Origin of the sequence: Gryllotalpicola protaetiae (assembly GCF_003627055.1) — a bacterium.
In the GTDB taxonomy this organism is placed as follows: Bacteria; Actinomycetota; Actinomycetes; order Actinomycetales; family Microbacteriaceae; genus Gryllotalpicola; species Gryllotalpicola protaetiae.
Genome location: NZ_CP032624.1, coordinates 987,270 through 1,006,458 on the forward strand (window position 1 = coordinate 987,270; position 19,189 = coordinate 1,006,458).

Genomic DNA, 19,189 nt, shown 5'->3' on the forward strand with positions numbered 1-19,189 from the left:
GCAGTCGGCCCCGGCGATCATCACGCCCGGCGGCGGCCGAGCCGCTCCCTCGCAGAGCGTGTCACCGCCCTCGTAGGCTTGGCCACATGGAGCCCATCCGCGCGGAATCCCTCGACCGGCTGCGGCGGCGCACCAGCTCGAAGTGGCAGGCGTTCGGCGAGGACAAGCTGCCGATGTTCGTCGCCGAGATGGACTTCCCGCTCGCACCCGTCATCAAGGCGGCGCTGCACGAGGCGATCGACCTCGGCGACACCGGCTACGTCGACCCGCGCTCCGGCGGGCGCGCGGCGGCCCGCGCGCTCGCCGACTTCGCGAGGGACCGGTGGGACTGGAATCCCTCGCCCGAGCTGATGCAGACCACGACCGACGTGAGCGTCGTCGTCGTCGAGTCGCTGCGCCGGCTCATCCGGCCGGGCGACGGCGTCATCATCACCCCGCCCGTGTACCCGCCGTTCTTCCAGTTCGTGCCCGAGGCGGGCGGCACCGTCGTCGAGGTGCCGCTCGTCGACGACGGCGAGTCGTGGTCGCTCGACCTCGCCGGCATCGATGCGGCGTTCGCGGCCGGCGCGCGCGGCATCCTGCTCTGCAACCCGCACAACCCGCTGGGCCTCGTGCACTCGCGCGAGCAGCTCGAGGCCCTCTCGGCGATCGTCGAGAAGCACGACGGGTTCGTTGTGAGCGACGAGATCCACGGGCCTCTGGTGCACACGGATGCCGCGTTCACGCCGTATCTGGATGTGTCGGATGCCGCGCGCGAGCACGGCATCGCCGCGCACTCCGCGAGCAAGGCGTTCAATCTGGCCGGGCTGAAATGCGGGCTGTTCGTGGCTGCGGGCGATCGGATGCGCGGGCTGATCCGCTCCCTGCCGGAGGAGGTCGTCTATCGCACCGGCCTGTTCGGCGTCATCGCGACGCGGGTCGGCTTCACGGAGGGCCGCGACTGGCTCGACGGCACGATCGCGGCGATCGAGGCGAACCGGCGGCTGCTCACGGAACTGCTGGCCGAGCAGCTGCCGCTCGCCGGCTACCGCGAGCCGCACGCGAGCTATCTCGCGTGGCTCGACCTGAACGCCTACGGCTGGGGCGAGGACCCCGCGCGCATGTTGCGCCGCCAGGCCGGCGTCGTGCTGTCGAACGGCCCGTACTTCGGAACCCAGGGCCGGGGCTTCGCTCGCATGAACATCGCGTGCGCCCCCGAGCTCATCGCAGAGGCCGTCGACCGGTTGTCGGCAGCCGCGTCGGCCTAAGCATCCGCTCGCCTTTTGCGTGCGCGGGAGAAAACGCGGGTGCGCGGGAGAAACACCGCCCGCGGAACCGTCGTCTCACCCGCGCACGCAGCGGATTCCCGCGCTATCCGGCGGCCGCCTGCCACGCCGTGTAGCCGAGGTCGGCACCCGCGATGAGGTCGACCTGGGCGGGCAGCAGGGTGCGCGTCGCGCCCGGATAGAGTGCGGCCGCGACCCAGTGCACCTGGTGCGCCGGGTCGCTGGGCTGGGCGTCCCAGCCGAGGATCGACTTCGCCGACTGCCCCGCACCGAGGCGCACCTCAGTGGGTCCCGGATCGTCGGCGGCGAAGCTGCCGCCCCGCACCGCGTGTACGACGAGCAGCGAACTGGCCGCGTCGCCGAAGGCGAGGTCGGGGTAGCCGTTCAGCATGCAGTCGACGCCGGTGCGGTTCGTCGCGGTGAGGGTCATGGCCCGGTGGCCGGCGGCGCCGTCCTCAGGGCTCAGGCTGAGCTCGACCTGCGTCGCCGAGCACCAGTCGGGGTCTGCGGCGGGCGCACCGGGCGCCGCCGTGGGAATCGGGGTCGCCGGCGCAGTCGGCGTCGGTGCGGGCGAAGCCTGCCCGGTCGGCGACGGCAGCTGCGCGCTCGCCTGACCGGCCACGGCGAGACCGGTGAAGATGACACCCAGCACGACGGCGGGCAGAAGCCGTGCCGAGGGGCGTCGCCCGACACGCGCGAGCAGGGCGGGAATCCAGCCCCAGACCGCGCCCCACACGGCCGCCTGCTGCACCGGGCCGGGGAACGCGTCAAGAGCGTTGTAGAGCCGCCCCGGGGGCCAGTCTGCGATCGTCACGCCCAGCCCGATCGCGACGCCGACGATGACGGCCGCCGCGACGACGCCGAACCAGGAAGCGAAGACGACGAGCCCCCGCCCGGCGGTCGCGGCGCGCCCGGCCAGCCGCGTGAACCACGCGGTGAGCGCGCCCACCGCGACAGCCGAGAGCGCCGGCGCGAGCACGGGCCACGGCTGCGGCGTGACCCAGGTGAAGCTCGGAACCGCCGCGGGCAGCACGAGCTGCGCGAATGCCGCCGGCACGGTGTCGTTGTACGTCAGGTGCACCGAGAGCGCGTTGACGCCCCACCACAGAACTGCGGCCGCGGCACCGGCGAAAAGCCCGGTACCGCGGCCGCGAGTCGTGTCCGTCATGCTTCGACGCTAGCTGAGCTGGGGCAGGACGTCCTTCTCGAAGCGCTCGATGGCGTCGGTCGAGTACGCGGCGTTCGGGAAGTAGAAGATCGCGTAGCCGAGACCGGCCTCCGCCTGCTTCTGCAGCTTCTCGACGATCTGCTCGGGCGTTCCGACGGCGAGGGCGTTCTCGCTGCGGTACTCGCCGACGAAGGCATCCGTCTTCTCGCCGAGATACGGGCGCACGCGCGCGTCGAGAGCGTCGAGCTGCGCGTCGATGTCGGCCTGGGAGTCGCCGATGATCACGTTGTAGTTCGCCGAGCGCACGATGGCGTCGAAGTCGGTGCCGAGCTTCTCGCAGTGGTCCTTCAGGATCGCGCTCTTCCGGGCGAAGCCCTCTGGGTCGCCGGCGAAGTTCGTGTACTGCGCGTACTGCGCGGCGATCTTCAGCGTGACCTGCTCGCCGCCGCCCGAGATCCAGAACGGGATGCCCGGCTTCTGCAGCGGCTGCGGGTAGAACAGCGCGCCGTCGACCTGGTAGTACTTGCCGTCGAGCGTCGCCGTGCCGGTCGTCCAGGCCTGCTTCATGATCTCGACGCCCTCACGCAGGCGGCCGAGCCGCTCGCCGATGGGCGGGAAGCCGTAGCCGTACGCGCGCCACTCGTGCTCGTACCAGCCACCGCCGATGCCCATCTCGACGCGCCCGCCCGAGATGATGTCGGCCGTCGTCGCGACCTTCGCGAGATAGCCGGGGTTGCGGTAGCTCATGCAGGTGCACATCTGACCGAGGCGCACGCGCTTGGTCGCAGCGGCGAAGCCCGAGATCAGCGACCACGCCTCGTGGGTCGCCTGGTCAGAGGGGATCGGCACCGTGTGGAAGTGGTCGTAGACCCAGATCGACTCCCACTGCTCGTTCGCGTCCGCGTGCTGAGCGAGGCCGTTCATCACCGCCCAGTGCTCTGCGGGGTCGATGCCGACCAGGTCGTGACGCCAGCCTTGGGGAACGAAGAGTCCGAATCGCATGGTGCGATCGTATCGATTCGATTAGCCCATGTGAACGAGAACGCCCGGAACGGAAATGTTTCCGTCCCGGGCGAACGGCCTACTTGCGGTAGTTCGGCGCCTCGACGACCATCTGGATGTCGTGCGGGTGGCTCTCTTTCAGGCCGGCCGCCGTGATGCGCACGAACTTGCCCTTGGCCTTGAGCTCGGGGACCGTGCGGGCGCCGACGTAGAACATCGTCTGGCGCAGGCCGCCGAGCAGCTGGTGCACGACCGAGTTCACGGCGCCGCGGTACGCGACCTTGCCCTCGATGCCCTCGGCGATGAGCTCGTCGTCACTCGGCACGTCGGCCTGGAAATAGCGGTCGCGCGAGTACGAGGTCTTCTTGCCTCGCGTCTGCAGCGCGCCGAGCGAGCCCATGCCGCGGTATGTCTTGAACTGCTTGCCGTTGACGAAGATCATGTCGCCGGGCGACTCGTCGGTGCCGGCGAGCAGCGAGCCGATCATCACGGTGTCTGCACCGGCGACCAGCGCCTTGCCGATGTCGCCCGAGTACTGCAGGCCGCCGTCGGCGATCAGCGGCACACCTGCGGCGCGGGCCGCGAGGGATGCCTCATAGACGGCGGTCACCTGCGGAACGCCCACGCCCGCGACCACGCGCGTGGTGCAGATCGATCCCGGCCCGACGCCGACCTTCACCGCGTCGGCCCCGGCCTCGATGAGGGCCTGCGCGCCCGAGCGGGTCGCGACGTTGCCGCCGATCACGTCGACGTGCGCGAACGCGGGGTCCGCCTTCATGCGCGCGATGAGGTCGAGCTCGACCCGGCTCTCGCCGTTGGCGGTGTCGGTGACGATGACGTCGACACCCGCCTCCATCAGAGCGACGGCGCGGTCCCACGCGTCGCCGAAGACCCCGATGGCCGCGCCCACGCGCAGCCGACCGGCCTCGTCCTTCGTGGCGAGCGGGTACTTCTCGGACTTGTCGAAGTCCTTGACGGTGATGAGGCCCTTGAGGCGGCCGGACTCGTCGACGAGCGGCAGCTTCTCGATCTTGTGCTGGGCGAGCAGCGCGAGCGCGTGGTCGGGGTCGATGCCGACGGGGGCCGTCACGAGCGGCATCCGCGTCATGACGTCGGCGACACGCGTGGCCTCCGCCTCGAACGGCGAGACGAAGCGCATGTCGCGGTTGGTGATGATGCCGACGAGCGTGCCCGCCTCGTCGACGACGGGAAGCCCGGAGACGCGGAAGTCGCGGCACAGCCGGTCGACCTCGGCGACGGTGGCGTCCGGCGTGGTCGTGACGGGGTTGGTGATCATGCCCGACTCCGAGCGCTTCACCTTGTCGACGAACTCGGCCTGGTCCTGGATGGACATGTTGCGGTGGATGATCCCGATGCCGCCCGCGCGGGCCATGGCGATCGCCATACGGCCCTCGGTGACGGTGTCCATCGCGGCCGACAGCAGCGGCGCGTTGACCGAGATCCTCTTGGTGAGTCGCGAGGCGGTGTCCGCCTCGGACGGGATGACGTCGGTCGCCCCCGGCAGGAGCATGACGTCGTCGTAAGTCAAACCGACGAAACCGAACGGATCTGCCTGGTCCATGACACCCTTACTTCTCGCGCGCGTGAGGCAAAAAATCCCCGCGCACAACACGCCGTCGGGGATTCATTAAAGGGTAACCGATGGCCCTGCGAGAAGATTCCGGGAACAATGAGGTCCCACTGGGCGACGATGCCCGAAACCGGGCACATGCCGGAAACACGGCTGACACATCAGACCCATAGCTTCCTCATTACGCACCTGAGATCGCACCACCAGGAGGCCGAGTGCCCACGACCCGAAGGCGCCTCGTCCGCGCCGCGACGACGATCGCCGCCGCGGTCGGAGTCCTGCTCTCCGTCGGCCTGGCGGTAACCCCCGCGGTCGCCGCCAGCACTCCGATCGACCCGGCGACGGCCAAAGAGTCGATCCTCGTGATCGCGCGCGACAACAGCACGCCGCCCGCGAAGCCGCTGCCCGGCATTCCCGTGCAGGTCACCGGCGACGGCTTCGATGTGACCCTCGCCACCGGCGACGACGGCCGCGTCGAGGTCGGGCTGCCCGGCCCCGGCACCTTCGAGGTGACGCTCGACGTCAGCAAGGTGCCCGCCGGCCTCGCACTGCCGAGCGCGCTCAAGCCCAGCCGCAGCGTCGAGGTCGACACCGGCAACAAGCAGGTGCTCGCCAACTACATCTTCATCTCGGCGACGGCCGCGCAGACGCAGCAGACGGCATCGCCGAGCCCCGGCGCGACGGCGACCCATCCGAAGGCGAGCAGCAGTTCGGCATCCGTCGATTTCGGCCGCCGCATCTGGCCCGCGCTCGCGACCGGCCTGATCTTCGGCCTGCTGCTCGCGCTCGCCTCGATCGGCGTCTCTCTGATCTACGGCACGACCGGCCTCAACAACTTCGCCCACGGCGAGCTGGTGACGTTCGGCGGTCTGATGGCCTACACCTTCACGAGCCTCGCACACCTGCCGGGGTGGCTCGGCATCATCATCGCCACCGTGCTCGGCGGCGCCTTCGGCTTCGCGCAGGACCTCGGGCTGTGGCGACCGCTGCGACGCAAGCGCGTCGCACTGATCCCGCTCATGATCGTCTCGATCGGCCTGTCGCTCGCGGTGCGCTACCTGTACCAGATCATCTTCGGCCCGGGCACGCTGCTCCTCCCGCAGGACAGCTCGGCCGCACTCACGCTGGGCCCGGTGCGCCTGACGAGCGCGAATCTCGCCGCGGCGGTCATCGCCATCGTCGTCCTCGTCGGCGTCGCGTGGCTGCTGACCAACACGCGCATCGGCAAGGCCACCCGCGCGGTCTCCGACAACAGATCTCTCGCCGCGGCTTCGGGCATCGATGTCGAGTCGGTGATCCGCATCGTATGGACGGCCGGCGGCGCGCTCGCCGGCCTCGCCGGCGCCCTGCTCGCCTACTACCAGACGGTCCAGTGGGACTCGGGGGCGCAGATCCTGCTCGCGATCTTCGCCGCGGTCACGCTCGGCGGGCTGGGCACCGCCTACGGGGCCCTCGTCGGCTCGCTCATCATCGGGCTCTTCATCAATGTCTCGGCGATCTGGCTGCCGGCGAACCTCAAGTTCGTCGCGGCGCTGATCGCCATGATCGTCATCCTGCTGGTGAGGCCCCAGGGCATCCTCGGCAAGAAGGACCGGATCGGGTAAGGACGACGAAATGCTGGACTGGACCTTCCTCCCCCTCACGCTGAACCAGATCATCTCGCCGCAGACGATCGCGTTCGCGCTCGCGGCGCTCGGCCTCTCGGTGCACTTCGGGTTCACCGGCCTGCTCAACTTCGGCCAGGCGGGCTTCATGTCGGTCGGGGCGTACTTCTTCGCGATCACCGCCACCCGCTTCGGGTTCCCGCTGTGGGCGTCGGTCCTCGCGGCGCTCGTCGGCGCGACGGCCTTCGCGTTCCTGCTCGGCATCCCGACGCTGCGCCTGCGCGCCGACTACCTGTCGATCGTGACGATCGCCGCGGCCGAGATCATCAGATACACCGTGCAGACGCCGAACTTCACGGCGTTCACCGGCGGCTCCGACGGCATCAACGGCGCAGAGGCCGCGTTCAACCGGCTGAACCCGTTCCCCGACCGCGTCTACCGCATCGGCCTCGTGCCGTACACGGCGGACGACATCTGGGTGATGACCGTCGGCTGGGTGCTCGTCGCACTGGCGGCGCTGTTCGTCTGGCAGCTCATGCGCAGCCCGTGGGGCCGCATCGTCAAGGGCATCCGCGAAGACGAGGACGCCGTGCGCTCGCTCGGCAAGAACGTGTACTCGTTCAAGCTGCAGGCGCTGATCATCGGCGGCATCCTCGGCACCCTCGGCGCGATCATCAACATCATCCCGACCTCGCTGCAGCCGAACAACTACGCGACCCAGACGACGTTCTTCCTCTGGACGATCATGCTGCTCGGCGGCGCGACGACCGTGCTCGGTCCGATCATCGGCTCGATCATCTTCTGGGTCGTTCTCAACCTGTCCGACGGGATCATCGGCATCCTCGCGACCAGCCACATCCTGCCGCTCTCCCAGGTGCAGCAGGGCCCGGTGCGCTTCATCGTCGTCGGCGTCGCGCTGATGCTGCTCGTGATCTTCAGACCACAGGGCATCTTCGGCAAGAAGAAGGAGGCGCACTTCAGTGTCTGATCCAATTGCGGCAGCGGATGCCTCACCCATCGTCGCCGACCCCGCAGCCCCCATCGGGCCGGGCGTCCGCAAGGCCGACCCGATCCTCGTCGCCGACGGCGTGATGCGGCAGTTCGGCGGCAACGTCGCCGTCGACGTCGAGCACGTCGAGATCCCGCGCGGGAAGATCACGGCCCTCATCGGGCCGAACGGCGCAGGCAAGACGACGTTCTTCAACCTGCTCACGGGCTTCGATCGCCCCAACGCAGGCACGTGGACGTTCGACGGCTCCGACCTCGCCGGGGTGCCGTCCTACAAGGTGGCGCGCCGAGGAATGGTGCGCACCTTCCAGCTGACGAAGTCGCTCGGACTGCTCTCGGTGCTCGAGAACATGCGGCTCGGGGCGACGAAGCAGCTCGGCGAGCGCTTCCTGCCCTCGCTCATGCCGTTCCTGTGGAGCAAGCGCGAGGCCGAGATCACCGGCAAGGCGATGGAGCTGCTCGCCCGCTTCAAGCTCGACGCGAAGGCGCCCGACTATGCGGCATCCCTCTCGGGCGGTCAGCGCAAGCTCCTCGAGATGGCGCGCGCCCTGATGAGCGACCCGACCCTCGTGATGCTCGACGAGCCGATGGCCGGCGTCAACCCGGCGCTCACGCAGTCGCTGCTCGGACACATCCTCGGCCTCAAGGACAGCGGCATGACCGTGCTGTTCGTCGAGCACGACATGCACATGGTGCAGACGATCGCCGACTGGGTGATCGTGATGGCAGAGGGCAAGGTCGTCGCCGAGGGCTACCCGCGCGCGGTGATGAGCGACCAGGCCGTCATCGACGCCTATCTGGGCGCGCACCACGACACCGACCTCGGCACCCTGACCGGCCAGCTCGCGATCGCCGAGGACGTCGGGGTCTCCGACGAGCTGATCGGGCAGATCGAAGAGGAACTGGAAGAGCAGGAAGACCAGGAGGCCGGGAAGTGACCGACGAGATCGCTCTCGAGACCACAGACCTCGTCGCCGGGTACATCCCCGGCGTCAACATCCTGAACGGGTGCTCCGTGACGGTGAAGAAGGGTGAGATGGTCGGCATCATCGGCCCGAACGGCGCCGGCAAGTCGACGCTGCTCAAGGCGGTGTTCGGCCAGGTGTCGATCCGTGAGGGCTCTGTGGTGCTGAACGGCCAGGACATCACGGGCCTCAAGGCCGAGAAGCTCGTGTCGCGCGGGGTCGGCTTCGTGCCGCAGAACGCGAACGTGTTCCCGTCGCTCACCATTCAGGAGAACCTCGAGATGGGCGCCTTCCAGCGCCCCAGGTCCTTCAAGGAGCGCCTCGGCTTCGTCACCGCGCTCTTCCCCGAGCTCGGCAAGCGGCTCGCCCAGCGCGCGGGCTCGCTCTCCGGCGGTGAGCGGCAGATGGTCGCCATGAGCCGCGCGCTCATGATGGACCCGCAGGTGCTGCTGCTCGACGAGCCCTCAGCCGGCCTGTCTCCGGTGCGCCAGGACGAGACGTTCATCAACGTCGCCCAGATCAACCGCGCAGGCGTCTCCGTGCTGCTCGTCGAGCAGAACGCCCGCCGCGCGCTGCAGATCTGCCACCGCGGCTACGTGCTCGACCAGGGCAAGGACGCCTACACGGGCCCCGGCCGCGAGCTGCTGAACGACCCGAAGGTCATCGAGCTGTACCTCGGCACCCTCGCGACCGACCACACCGCGACGAGTTCGACCCCGGTCGTGGGCGGCTAGCAGCCATTGCACGACGAAGAGCGGATGCCTGAGGCATCCGCTCTTCGCATCTGAGAAGGGCCCCGGCCGAAGCCGGGGCCCTTCTGCATGGCGGCCTTACTTGGTCAGGTCGCCGAACTGCGAGCTCTCGAAGGTGTTCGAGTTGTCCGCGTTGTACTTGTAGATCGAGATGTACGCCTGGCCGGGGTCACCGTTCTTCTGGAACGCGATGGGGCCGGACAGACCCTGGTAGTGGATCGACTTGCCGTCCTTCAGGGCGTCGGCGCACGCCGCGAAGGTCTTGCAGTCGGTCGACCCGTGGGTGACCGCGCTCAGGTTGTTCTTCAGCGTCGTGCCGTCGGTCGCGCCGCCCTTGAGGGCCGCGAGAGCGAGCACGGTGACCGCGTCGTACGACTCCGGGGCGTAGGACCAGGCCTTGAGCTCCGAGGCGCCGTCCTTCTTGGCCTGCGCCTGGAGCTTGGCCTTCAGGTCGTCAGACGTCTGAACGCCCGGGTTCGTGAACTGCGCGCCCTCGATGCTCGGAACGTCGGTCGTGGTCGGGTCGATCACGCCGTAGTTGCCGTCGGTGCCGTACAGGTTCTTGAAGTCGAACCCGGCGGTCTGCAGCAGCGGCACGATCTTCTTGATCTGGTCGAAGCTGATCAGGACGAGCGCGTCGGGCTTCGGCGCGAGCACCTTGTTGACCTCCGCCGAGAAGTCGGTCGCGGCCGGGTCGAAGGCGACGTCGGTCGCGACCGTGGCGCCCTGAGCCTCGATGGACTTCTTGACATTGTCGTTGAGGCCCTGACCGTAGGAGTCGTTCTGGTACAGGATGCTGACGTTGGTGTGACCGTCCTTCGCGACCTTCTCACCGAGCACCTTGCCCTGCAGCACGTCGGAGGGGGCGTCGCGCCAGAAGTAGCCGTTGTCCAGCGAGTCGTCGGACAGGTCGGGCGACGTGTTCGCCGGCGAGAACTCGAGCACCTTCGCGCCGGAGATCTGCTTGATGACCGTCAGCGTGACCGACGACGACTCGGCGCCGATGATCGCGTCGACGTTCTGCGCGAGCAGGGACGTGACGGACTGCGTCGCGATGTTGGTCGTGGTGTCGCCGGAGTCCTTCTGCGTGATCTTGAGCGTGATGCCCTTGTCGGCCTTGTTGATGTCGGCGACGGCGAGGTTCGTCGCCTCGATCGCGGGCGGGCCCAGGGTGGCGAGGCTGCCGGTCTGGGGCAGGATCGTGCCGATGTTCAGCGTCAGGTCCTTCGAGCCGGACGACGAGGTCGAGGGGCTGGAAGAGCAACCGCTGAGGACGATGGCGACCGCCCCAGCGGTGGCGATGGCTCCGACGGCAAGACGTCGGGGGTGCGAGCTGCGCATGCTGCTCCTTCGGGGAATGTGTGCGTGACATAAGAGGCGCGAAAGACGCCCCCATTGCCTCGTCACGCTATGCGCAGAAACGCGCCACGGTGGTTCCAGCGCGTTACGGTCGTGTAACGACGCCCTGGGACGCGCGCGCCGCACGAGCCGTGCGCGAGGCGCGCAGCAGGTCGATCGTCAGCAGGCCGAGCGCCGCCCAGATCACGATGAACCCGACCCAGCGCGCCGGTTCCATCCGCTCGTGCTCGAAGGCGACCCCGATGACGAACTGGATGATCGGCGTCAGATACTGCAGCAGGCCGATGTAGACGAGCGGCAGACGGCGGGCGGATGACGCGAACAGAAGCAGCGGCACGGCGGTGACCACTCCCGCCAGAACGAGCAGCACCGTGTTGCCCGCGCCGGCGGTGCCGAACACGACGCCGCTCGTCGACCCGACGAAGACCAGCTCGGCCACCGCGACCGGCACGAGCCACGCCGACTCGATGGTGAGGCCGGACAGGGCGTCGACCTCGCCGCCGACGCGCTTCTTGACGAAGCCGTACAGACCGAACGAGAACGCGAGCGTCAGCGCGATCCACGGGAACGCGCCATAGGCGACGGTGAGCACGACGACCGCGACGATGCTGACGCCGACGGCTGCCCACTGCAGCGGTCGCAGCCGCTCGCGCAGCACGAGCACGCCGAGGAACACCAGCACGATCGGGTTGATGAAGTAGCCGAGCGCGGCTTCGACGACCTGGCCGCTCGTCGTCGCGTAGACGTAGGTCTGCCAGTTAATGAAGATCAGCACGCCCGCGCCGGCGAGGGTGAAGAGGATGCGGGGGCGCCGAGCAAGCTCGCCCAGGCGGCGCCAGCCGCTGGTGAGCGTCAGCGCGATCGCGCAGAAGCCGAGCGACCAGATGATGCGCCATGCGACGATCTCGAACGGGCCGGCGGGGGCGAGCAGCAGGAAGTAGAGGGGCAGCAGGCCCCAGATCAGATAGGCGCCTGCACCGAGCAGCAGACCGCTTCTCACGGGGTTGTGTTCTCGGGCGGCCACTCGTCAACGCTACGGGGCCGACGGGATGCGCGAGGCCCCCGGCAGGATGCCGCCTTCACAAAAGTGGAGCCCGGGCGACTCCGCCCGGGCTCCTCAGGTGTTGCTGGGTGTTGCTCAGCGCACGACGACCGCGAGGACATCGCGGGCCGACAGCACGAGGTACTCCTCGTTGTTGTACTTGACCTCGGTGCCGCCGTAGCGCGAGTAGATGACGCGGTCGCCGACCGCGACGTCGAGCGGAACGCGGTTGCCGTTGTCGTCGATGCGACCGGGGCCGACGGCGAGAACCTCGCCCTCCTGCGGCTTCTCCTTCGCGGAGTCGGGGATCACGAGACCCGACGCAGTGGTCGTCTCTGCCTCGACCTGCTTGATCACGATGCGATCCTCGAGCGGCTTGATGGAGACCGACACGGTAGACCTCTTTCTTGTACGGTGTACTTCAAGACATGGTTAGCACTCTCATACCGAGTGTGCTAAGCCGAGTCTAGGACCCCCTCTGGCACTCCTGCAAGGCGAGTGCCAAATGTGAATTCAGGTTGCAGGTGAGCGGATGCTTCGCGACGAGCTCGTCGAACTGCTGAGTCCGCAGGGCCTGACCCTGCTCGACTCCCTGCCGCCGTACGAGTCGCAGCGCGACGTGGTGAAGCTCGTCGCATCGCTGCGCGGCGACGGGCACTCCCCCGCGCTCGTCGCCGCGGTGCTGACGCAGGCGAGGCTGCGCGCGAAGGCCGGCGGTGCGGGCGGCAAGTTCGGCGAGTTCTCCGACCGCATGCTGTTCACCGAGGCCGGGCTCGAGCAGGCGACGCGCCTCTCGGTGGCCGCACGGCATGCGGCCAGATACCGCGATGCAGGCATCCGTCTGGTCGCCGATCTGGGCTGCGGAATCGGCGGCGATGCCATGGCGCTCGCCGCGCTCGGTCTCGCCGTCACCGCGGTCGACCGCGACGAGGTGACCGCGGCGATCGCCTCCTACAACCTTGCCCCGTTCCCCGATGCGACCGTCGAGCAGGGCGACGCGGAATCGTTCGACATCTCGCACGCCGACGGGCTCTGGCTCGACCCGGCGCGCCGCACCGCGGGCCACAGCGACACGCGCCGCCTCGCGGATTCCGACGACTGGTCACCGTCGCTCGACTGGGTGTTCAACGCCGCCAGCCGGATGCCGGTGGGCGTGAAGCTCGGCCCCGGGTTCGACCGCGACCTGATCCCAGGATCCGCAGAGGCGCAGTGGGTGTCCTACGGCGGCCAGGTCGTCGAGCTCGTGCTCTGGTTCGGGGCGCTCGCCCGCCCCGGCGTCACGCGCGCAGCGCTCGTTCTCGACGCCTCGGGCGCGCACGAGCTCACTGCGCCCGAAGACAGCGCAGACGAGCCGGTCGGCGAGCTCGGCGAGTTCCTCTACGAGCCGGACGGCGCCGTCATCCGCGCCCGCCTGATCGGCGACCTCGCCCGCTCGCTTGACGGGCGCATGCTCAGCGAGGGCATCGCCTACGTCACCGCAGACGAGTCGCGACGGTCCCCGTTCGCGCAGGGCTTCCGCATCGTCGAGCGGCTGGCGTACCACGAGAAGGACCTCAAGGCCGAGCTGCGCAGACGCGGCATCGGCACGCTCGAGATCAAGAAGCGCGGGGTCGACGTCGACCCGGCGAAGCTGCGCACGCGGCTCGCGCTGAAGGGCAAGGCGGCCGCCACCCTGATCCTGACCAGGGTGGCGGGCCGCCACACCGCACTGCTCGCAGAACGCCTTAGCTGAAGCTGCCCTGCTTCGTGCCGACGGCTGCGACGACGGCGATCAGGATGATGATGCCGATGATGAACAGCACCAGCGTGCCGATGCCGACCCAGATCGCGGTGAGCGCGAGGCCGCGGCCCCTCTCGCCGGTGCGGTTGATCTGGTTCAGGCCGATGAACCCGAGGATGATGCCGACGATCTGGCCGATGAACGCCAGCACGCCGATGACGCCGACGCCGGTGGCGATGATCGCGATGATCGAGAGCACGTTCCAGCGCGGGCCGGTCCCAGTCGGGGCGTACGGGTTGTACCCCGGAGCGCCGGGGGCGCCGTAGGGCGGCGCAGGCGGGGCATACCCGGCACCCGGCGGGGGCACCGGCGCGGCCGCGTACTGGGGTGATTCGTACTGCGGGGCCGCGTACTGCGGTGCGGGCGGCGCGCCGAGATCGGATGCCGGGACGGGCGGCGCCACGGGCGGAACCGAGCCCTGCTCGCCTGGCGTGTAGGAGCCGGGGACCGGCCCGGCCGGGGTTTCGGGCGCGGGCGGCGCAGGGGGTGGCGGCGGCGCGTAGGAGGCCGGCGGAGCCGGCTGCTCGAAGATCGGGGCAGGCGGCTCATAGACGGGCGCGGGCGGAGCAGGCACCTCGTAGCTTGGCGGGGCGGGCGGCGCTGGCGGGGCAGGCGGCTCGAAGGACGGCGTGGCCGGCGGCTCGGGGACGGGCGGCGCCACCGGAGCGACCGGCGGCTCCGGCGGAACGATCGAAGGCGCCTCCGGCTCGAACGGCTCGGGCGTCGTGAACGGCTCCGGGGCCTCGGGCGTGGCCGGCGGCTCCGACGGCACGAGCGGCGTGCTCGGCTCGGCTGGGACCGTGGGCTCGTCGGGCTCCGCCGGGATCGTCGGCTCGGTCGGCTCGGCCGGGACCGTGGGCTCGTCCGGTTCAGCCGGAACCGTCGGCTCGTCAGGCTCGCGAGGAGGGAACTGCGGATCGGACATGACGCTCCTTCAGCGCAGGCTGAATGCCCGCTGTACGCCCATGGTCCCAGTGGCTTAAGGCACTGTCAACGCACCTGGATGTCTGTGACCGGCAGCGTCGAGTCGGCGCCGAAGTCGAGCGTCGACGGCTCGTGACCCGCCATGATCAGCTGCGCCGCGAGCGCCGCGATCATGGCGCCGTTGTCGGTGCAGAGCGACAGCGCGGGGATGCGCAACTCGATCCCCGCGGCCGCGCAGCGCTCGGCGGCGACGTCGCGCAGCCGCGCGTTCGCCACCACGCCGCCGCCGAGCAGCAGGCGGGGAACGTCGCGGTCGCGGCAGGCGGCGATCGCCTTCGTGACGAGCACATCGACGACGGCCTCGCGGAAGCCGGCGGCGACGTCGGACGTGGGAACCGGCTCTCCGGCATCCGTTCGCTGCTCCACCCACCGTGCCACCGCGGTCTTGAGTCCGGAGAAGGAGAAGTCGTAGCGGTGCTTCACGAGGTCCTTCGGCAGCGACAGCCCGCGCGGGAACCGGATCGCGTTCGGGTCGCCGCCCGCCGCCGCGCGGTCGATCTGCGGGCCGCCGGGGTACGGCAGGCCGAGGATGCGCGCCACCTTGTCGAACGCCTCGCCCGCCGCGTCGTCGATGGTCTCGCCGAGCAGCTCGACGTCGCTGACCAGATCGCGCACGTGCAGCAGGCTCGTGTGGCCGCCGCTCACGAGCAGCGCGATCGTCGGCACCTCGACGGGGTGGCCGGGGCCTCCCGCCGCGTCGAGCACGTCGGCGCCGACGTGGCCGACGAGATGGTTCACCGCGTAGAGCGGTTTGCCCGCCGCGACGGCGAACGCCTTCGCCGCCCCCACGCCGACCATCAGCGCGCCGGCGAGACCAGGACCGCTCGTCACGGCGATCGCGTCGAGGTCGTCCGGGCGCACGGATGCCTCGGCCAACGCCGCCTCGATCGCGGGCGTCATCGCCTCGAGATGCGCGCGTGCCGCCACCTCGGGCACGACGCCGCCGTAGCGGGCGTGCTCCTCCATGCTGCTCGCGATCGTGTTGCTGAGCAGTCGCGTGCCGCGCACGATGCCGATGCCGGTCTCGTCGCAGCTCGTCTCGATGCCGAGCACGAGGGGCTCTGTGCGGTTCATAGGGCGGCTCTCATCACCAGGGCGTCCACGTTGTCCGGCTGGTAGTACCCCTTGCGAATGCCGATCTCCTCATAGCCGAACGACCGATAGAGCGACTGCGCGACAGGGTTGTCGACGCGCACGTCGAGAAACATCTCGCGCACTCCGCGCCGTTCGGCCTCGAGGTGCAGCAGGCGCATCAGCTCACGGCCGAGCCCGTAGCCGCGCGCCTCGTCGGCGAGCCCGATCGTCTGCACGTCGCCGTCGAGGCCGCCGGGCAGCGAGAGCAGGCCCGCGTAGCCGACGACCTCGGCCGGGGCGTCCGGCCGTGTCGCCAACAGATAGAAGGTGTGCGGGCTCTCGAGCTCCGAGCGCCACAGCTGCTCGGGCCACGCGTCACTCGCGAAGATCACGGACTCGAGCGCGACGAGCGCGTCGAGGTCGGCGATGGCGGCGCGGCGGATGCTGAAGGAATCCGTCACCCCGTCACCCGCTTCGGGCCGGCCGACGGGGTCACGTCGGGCGAGCGCAGGTAAAGGGCCTGGTCGCTCGCGAACGGGCGCCCGTTCTTCCAGGTGTGCTCGGCGAGCAGGCCGAGCGCCGCCGCCGACACATGGTCGGCGTCGAGCCGCGCCGCACGCACGAGCGGCAGCTCGTCGAGTCCTGCGAGCGCCGGACCGTCGGCGCGCAGCGGCAGCCCGGCCTCGTCAGCGCCGTCGTAGTACGACCAGTAGACCTCGCGGCGGCGCGCATCGGTCACGACGAGCAGCGGGCCGCGCTCACCGTCGCGGTAGGCGCCGAATGCGATCGCGTCGTGGCTCACGAGGTTCACGACGGGCTTCCCGGCGGCGAGCGCGAAGGCGCGCGCGGCGACGATGCCGACGCGCAGGCCCGTGAACGGGCCGGGGCCCATTCCCGCGGCGACGGCGCTCAGTTCGGCGGGCGCGACGCCCGATTCCGCCAGCGCGTCGGCGATCAGGCGGCCGATGCGCTCTGCGTGGCCGCGGGTGCCCGGGTCGGATGCCTCAGCCAGGACGCCCCTGTCGTAGTCGACCACCGCGACCGAGGTTCCGGCCGAGGTGTCGATCGCGAGAAGCATGCCTCCAGATTATCGGGGCGCGCGCCGTCGCCTCCGGCGGTCGGCGCCGGGTGAACATGCAGTCGCCGGTTTCCGCCTGCGCGCCCACCCGGCTCGCTACGGTGAGTCCATGGCGGTGATCGACCTCAACTGCGACCTCGGCGAAGGGTTCGGCGCGTGGGTCATGGGCGATGACGTCGCCCTGCTCGATGTCGTCACGAGCGCGAACGTCGCCTGCGGCTTCCACGCCGGCGACCCGCAGATCATGCTCGCGACGTGCCGCCTCGCCGCCGAGCGCGAGGTCGCCATCGGTGCGCACGTCGCCTACCCCGATCTGCGCGGCTTCGGCCGGCGGCCCGTGCCGACGACGCCCGATGAGCTGTTCGCCGATGTCGTCTACCAGCTCGGCGCGCTGCAGGCCGCTGCGCACGCCGCAGGAGCCCGCGTCGGCTACGTCAAGCCGCACGGGGCCCTCTACAACGTCGCCGTGCGCGACGCCGCCCAGGCCGACGCGGTCGCCGCCGCGGTCGCCGCCGTCGACCAGGGGCTCGCCGTGCTGGCGCTGCCGGGCTCGCAGCTGTTGCGCGCGGCATCCGATCATCGGCTCGTGCCCGTCAGCGAGACGTACGCCGACCGCGCGTTCCAGCCAGACGGCACGCTGGTGCCGCGCTCGCAGCCGGGCAGCGTGCTGCACGACGTCGACGAGATCGCGGCGCGCGTCGTGCGCATCGCGACCGAGGGCCTGGTGACCGCGATCGACGGCACCGACATCGAGATCGACGCGCGCTCGGTGTGCGTGCACGGTGACACCCCGGGTGCGGCCTCGATCGCTGCGCGGGTGCGACACCGGCTCGCGACAGCGGGCGTCGAGCTCCGGGCCTTCGTGTGACCCAGCGCTTCCTGCGCGCGGGCGAGCGCGACGTGCTCGTCGAGTTCCCGACGCTCGCCGACGCGGTCGCCGCACGTGCGGCCCTTGAGGGCTCGCCGATTCCAGGAGTGACGGATGCCGCGAGCGGAGCGCGCACCCTGATGCTGCATTTCGATCAGAAGGTCACGAACCGCGCAGCGGTCGAGGCGGCTGTCGCGGCGCTCGAACCCGGCGCGGGGCTCGGCGTGCGCGAGGCCCCGCCGATCGAGATCCCGGTCGTGTACGACGGCGAGGATCTCGACGACACCGCCGCGCTGCTGGGCATCACGCCCGATGAGCTGATCGCCGCGCACACCGGCCGCACCTGGGTGTGCGCCTTCGGCGGCTTCGCACCGGGCTTCGCCTACCTCGTGAGCGACGGGGCGTCGCTCGACGTGCCCCGACTCGCGGCGCCGCGAACGCGCGTTCCGGCGGGCGCGGTCGGCCTCGCCGGCGAGTTCAGCGGCGTGTACCCGCGCGAGTCGCCCGGCGGCTGGCGGCTGATCGGACGCACCGAGCTGCCGATGTGGGACCTCGCGCGCACCCCGCCCGCTGCCGTCCCCGTCGGCGCGGCGGTGCGCTTCACGCGGGTGAACGCGGCTGAGGTCGGCCGGTGAGCGCGCTCGAGGTGACGGCGGTGGGCCTGCTCGCAACGGTGCAGGACCGCGGACGATTCGGATTCCTCGATCAGGGCGTCGGCGCCTCGGGCTTCGCCGACCGGTCGTCGGCGGCCCTCGCCACCCGCCTCGTCGCGAACGCGCCGGACGCCGCGCTGGTCGAGGTGCTCTTCGGCGGCCTGGCGGTGCGTGCGCGAGGAGCCGTGGAGGTCGCCGCGGCCGGCGCCTACTGCCCGATCACGGTGACCACGGCGTCCGGCCGCATGCACCACGCCGCCATGTACGAGCTCATCGAGCTCGCCGACGGCGATGAGCTGCACCTTGGCGCCCCGACGGCCGGGCTGCGCACCTACGTCGCCGCGCGCGGCGGCGTCGACGTGCCCCAGGTGCTCGGCAGCCGCTCGTACGACACCCTCGCGGCGATCGGCCCCGCACCCCTCGCGGTCGGCGACGTGCTCCCGGTCGGCGCCGCGACCGCCGGCGATCCGGTCGTCGACGCCGTCGCCCCGCCCTGGGGCGTCGGCGAGCCGCCGGCCGGCGTGGTGCTCGATGCGCTCCTCGGCCCGCGCGACGACTGGTTCACGCCCGACGCCGTCCGCGCGCTGCGCACAGCGACCTTCAGCGTGAGTCCCGTTTCCGACCGCATCGGCGTGCGCCTCGAGGGCGCCGCGCCGCTCGAGCGCGCGATCACAGACGAGCTTCCGAGCGAGCCGCTGGCGCTCGGCTCGCTGCAGGTGCCCGCGGGCGGGCATCCGATCGTCTTCCTGGCCGATCACCCGATCACCGGCGGCTACCCCGTGATCGCGGTGCTGACCGCCGCGTCGATCGACCGCGCCGCCCAGCTCACGCCGGGTCAGTGGGTGCGATTTCGCGTGCGCTGAAGCGGTGCAAAACTCCCCGAGTCGGGAAGATTCAACCGCCGAATACCACGAAATTCTACCCAGTTGGGTAGATTATGGCCGATTCACGAGTAATAATCTCCCCGCGGGACGCTTCTGAATCTTCCCGCGAAGG

General features: G+C 70.3%; 19 protein-coding genes. 9 read left to right on the forward strand and 10 right to left on the reverse strand.

What is annotated here, in order from left to right; all coding sequences use genetic code 11:
- The first annotated feature begins 86 nt into the window (after positions 1–86).
- On the forward strand, positions 87–1,247 hold the full coding sequence (locus D7I44_RS04930) for a MalY/PatB family protein (protein WP_120788466.1): 1,161 nt from the start codon (positions 87–89) through the stop codon (positions 1,245–1,247).
- A 103-nt stretch (positions 1,248–1,350) separates the two neighbouring features.
- Here the strand turns inward: D7I44_RS04930 and D7I44_RS04935 are convergent, their stop codons facing one another.
- The 3 genes from D7I44_RS04935 to guaB all read right to left on the reverse strand — a co-directional run bounded on the left by D7I44_RS04935 (position 1,351) and on the right by guaB (position 5,017).
- Complete coding sequence (locus tag D7I44_RS04935) at positions 1,351–2,433, reverse strand: DUF4232 domain-containing protein (protein WP_120788467.1); 1,083 nt, start codon at positions 2,431–2,433, stop codon at positions 1,351–1,353.
- A 9-nt stretch (positions 2,434–2,442) separates the two neighbouring features.
- Positions 2,443–3,435, reverse strand: a complete 993-nt coding sequence (locus D7I44_RS04940) for an LLM class F420-dependent oxidoreductase (protein ID WP_120788468.1) — start codon at positions 3,433–3,435, stop codon at positions 2,443–2,445.
- 79 nt (positions 3,436–3,514) lie between these two features.
- The gene (guaB, locus tag D7I44_RS04945) at positions 3,515–5,017 is read right to left on the reverse strand and encodes an IMP dehydrogenase (RefSeq protein WP_120788469.1); all 1,503 of its coding nucleotides are present in this window, start codon (positions 5,015–5,017) and stop codon (positions 3,515–3,517) included.
- Positions 5,018–5,241: 224 nt separating this feature from the next.
- On the opposite strand from guaB, the gene D7I44_RS04950 reads away from it, so the two are divergent.
- The 4 genes from D7I44_RS04950 to D7I44_RS04965 are packed head-to-tail and all read left to right on the forward strand — an operon-like array spanning position 5,242 to position 9,337.
- Complete coding sequence (locus tag D7I44_RS04950) at positions 5,242–6,630, forward strand: branched-chain amino acid ABC transporter permease (protein WP_120788470.1); 1,389 nt, start codon at positions 5,242–5,244, stop codon at positions 6,628–6,630.
- A 13-nt stretch (positions 6,631–6,643) separates the two neighbouring features.
- On the forward strand, positions 6,644–7,618 hold the full coding sequence (locus D7I44_RS04955; protein WP_120790801.1) for a branched-chain amino acid ABC transporter permease: 975 nt from the start codon (positions 6,644–6,646) through the stop codon (positions 7,616–7,618).
- A complete protein-coding gene (locus tag D7I44_RS04960) occupies positions 7,611–8,576 on the forward strand; it encodes an ABC transporter ATP-binding protein (RefSeq protein WP_425459322.1) in 966 nt (321 codons plus the stop codon). Before D7I44_RS04955 ends, D7I44_RS04960 begins: the two co-directional genes overlap by 8 nt.
- Complete coding sequence (locus D7I44_RS04965; protein WP_120788471.1) at positions 8,573–9,337, forward strand: ABC transporter ATP-binding protein; 765 nt, start codon at positions 8,573–8,575, stop codon at positions 9,335–9,337. Before D7I44_RS04960 ends, D7I44_RS04965 begins: the two co-directional genes overlap by 4 nt.
- A 96-nt stretch (positions 9,338–9,433) precedes the next feature.
- On the opposite strand, the gene D7I44_RS04970 is transcribed toward D7I44_RS04965, so the two are convergent.
- The 3 genes from D7I44_RS04970 to groES form a co-directional block, all read right to left on the reverse strand.
- Positions 9,434–10,696, reverse strand: coding sequence for an ABC transporter substrate-binding protein (locus D7I44_RS04970; protein WP_120788472.1), 1,263 nt, complete (start codon positions 10,694–10,696; stop codon positions 9,434–9,436).
- Between the two features lie 103 nt (positions 10,697–10,799).
- Complete coding sequence (gene rarD, locus D7I44_RS04975; RefSeq protein WP_120788473.1) at positions 10,800–11,738, reverse strand: EamA family transporter RarD; 939 nt, start codon at positions 11,736–11,738, stop codon at positions 10,800–10,802.
- A 114-nt stretch (positions 11,739–11,852) separates the two neighbouring features.
- Complete coding sequence (gene groES, locus D7I44_RS04980; protein WP_120788474.1) at positions 11,853–12,149, reverse strand: co-chaperone GroES; 297 nt, start codon at positions 12,147–12,149, stop codon at positions 11,853–11,855.
- Positions 12,150–12,288: 139 nt separating this feature from the next.
- Here groES and D7I44_RS04985 point away from each other — a divergent pair, with 139 nt between their 5' ends.
- On the forward strand, positions 12,289–13,488 hold the full coding sequence (locus D7I44_RS04985) for a THUMP-like domain-containing protein (protein WP_120788475.1): 1,200 nt from the start codon (positions 12,289–12,291) through the stop codon (positions 13,486–13,488).
- Here D7I44_RS04985 and D7I44_RS18625 read toward each other — a convergent pair.
- The 4 genes from D7I44_RS18625 to tsaB all read right to left on the reverse strand — a co-directional run bounded on the left by D7I44_RS18625 (position 13,481) and on the right by tsaB (position 16,672).
- Positions 13,481–14,461 (reverse strand): DUF4190 domain-containing protein, encoded by a 981-nt coding sequence (locus D7I44_RS18625; protein WP_120788476.1) that lies wholly within the window; start codon positions 14,459–14,461, stop codon positions 13,481–13,483. The genes D7I44_RS04985 and D7I44_RS18625 overlap by 8 nt on opposite strands.
- Before the next feature lie 65 nt (positions 14,462–14,526).
- The gene (tsaD, locus tag D7I44_RS04995) at positions 14,527–15,594 is read right to left on the reverse strand and encodes a tRNA (adenosine(37)-N6)-threonylcarbamoyltransferase complex transferase subunit TsaD (RefSeq protein ID WP_120788477.1); all 1,068 of its coding nucleotides are present in this window, start codon (positions 15,592–15,594) and stop codon (positions 14,527–14,529) included.
- Positions 15,591–16,055, reverse strand: coding sequence for a ribosomal protein S18-alanine N-acetyltransferase (rimI, locus tag D7I44_RS05000; protein WP_120788478.1), 465 nt, complete (start codon positions 16,053–16,055; stop codon positions 15,591–15,593). The genes tsaD and rimI overlap by 4 nt, the downstream gene beginning before the upstream one ends.
- A complete protein-coding gene (gene tsaB / locus D7I44_RS05005) occupies positions 16,052–16,672 on the reverse strand; it encodes a tRNA (adenosine(37)-N6)-threonylcarbamoyltransferase complex dimerization subunit type 1 TsaB (RefSeq protein ID WP_120788479.1) in 621 nt (206 codons plus the stop codon). Before tsaB ends, rimI begins: the two co-directional genes overlap by 4 nt.
- Positions 16,673–16,781: 109 nt before the next feature.
- On the opposite strand from tsaB, the gene D7I44_RS05010 reads away from it, so the two are divergent.
- From D7I44_RS05010 to D7I44_RS05020, 3 genes are read left to right on the forward strand one after another with little or no spacing between them, the layout of a single operon-like run.
- Positions 16,782–17,540 carry a LamB/YcsF family protein gene (locus D7I44_RS05010; protein WP_120788480.1) on the forward strand — a complete coding sequence of 253 codons (759 nt, stop codon included), beginning with the start codon at positions 16,782–16,784 and terminating at the stop codon, positions 17,538–17,540.
- A complete protein-coding gene (locus D7I44_RS05015) occupies positions 17,537–18,175 on the forward strand; it encodes a 5-oxoprolinase subunit B family protein (RefSeq protein ID WP_120788481.1) in 639 nt (212 codons plus the stop codon). The genes D7I44_RS05010 and D7I44_RS05015 overlap by 4 nt, the downstream gene beginning before the upstream one ends.
- Complete coding sequence (locus D7I44_RS05020; RefSeq protein WP_120788482.1) at positions 18,172–19,056, forward strand: 5-oxoprolinase subunit C family protein; 885 nt, start codon at positions 18,172–18,174, stop codon at positions 19,054–19,056. The genes D7I44_RS05015 and D7I44_RS05020 overlap by 4 nt, the downstream gene beginning before the upstream one ends.
- Positions 19,057–19,189: the final 133 nt, after the last annotated feature.

Coding starts and splice junctions, on each gene's coding strand:
- guaB (WP_120788469.1), bottom strand. CDS start 5,017: ATGGACCAGGCAGATCCGTTCGGTTTCGTCGGTTTGACTTACGACGAC.
- tsaB (WP_120788479.1), bottom strand. CDS start 16,672: ATGCTTCTCGCGATCGACACCTCGGCCGGAACCTCGGTCGCGGTGGTC.
- D7I44_RS04970 (WP_120788472.1), bottom strand. CDS start 10,696: ATGCGCAGCTCGCACCCCCGACGTCTTGCCGTCGGAGCCATCGCCACC.
- D7I44_RS04985 (WP_120788475.1), top strand. CDS start 12,289: ATGCTTCGCGACGAGCTCGTCGAACTGCTGAGTCCGCAGGGCCTGACC.
- D7I44_RS05010 (WP_120788480.1), top strand. CDS start 16,782: ATGGCGGTGATCGACCTCAACTGCGACCTCGGCGAAGGGTTCGGCGCG.
- D7I44_RS04935 (WP_120788467.1), bottom strand. CDS start 2,433: ATGACGGACACGACTCGCGGCCGCGGTACCGGGCTTTTCGCCGGTGCC.
- D7I44_RS18625 (WP_120788476.1), bottom strand. CDS start 14,461: ATGTCCGATCCGCAGTTCCCTCCTCGCGAGCCTGACGAGCCGACGGTT.
- D7I44_RS04930 (WP_120788466.1), top strand. CDS start 87: ATGGAGCCCATCCGCGCGGAATCCCTCGACCGGCTGCGGCGGCGCACC.
- D7I44_RS04940 (WP_120788468.1), bottom strand. CDS start 3,435: ATGCGATTCGGACTCTTCGTTCCCCAAGGCTGGCGTCACGACCTGGTC.
- tsaD (WP_120788477.1), bottom strand. CDS start 15,594: ATGAACCGCACAGAGCCCCTCGTGCTCGGCATCGAGACGAGCTGCGAC.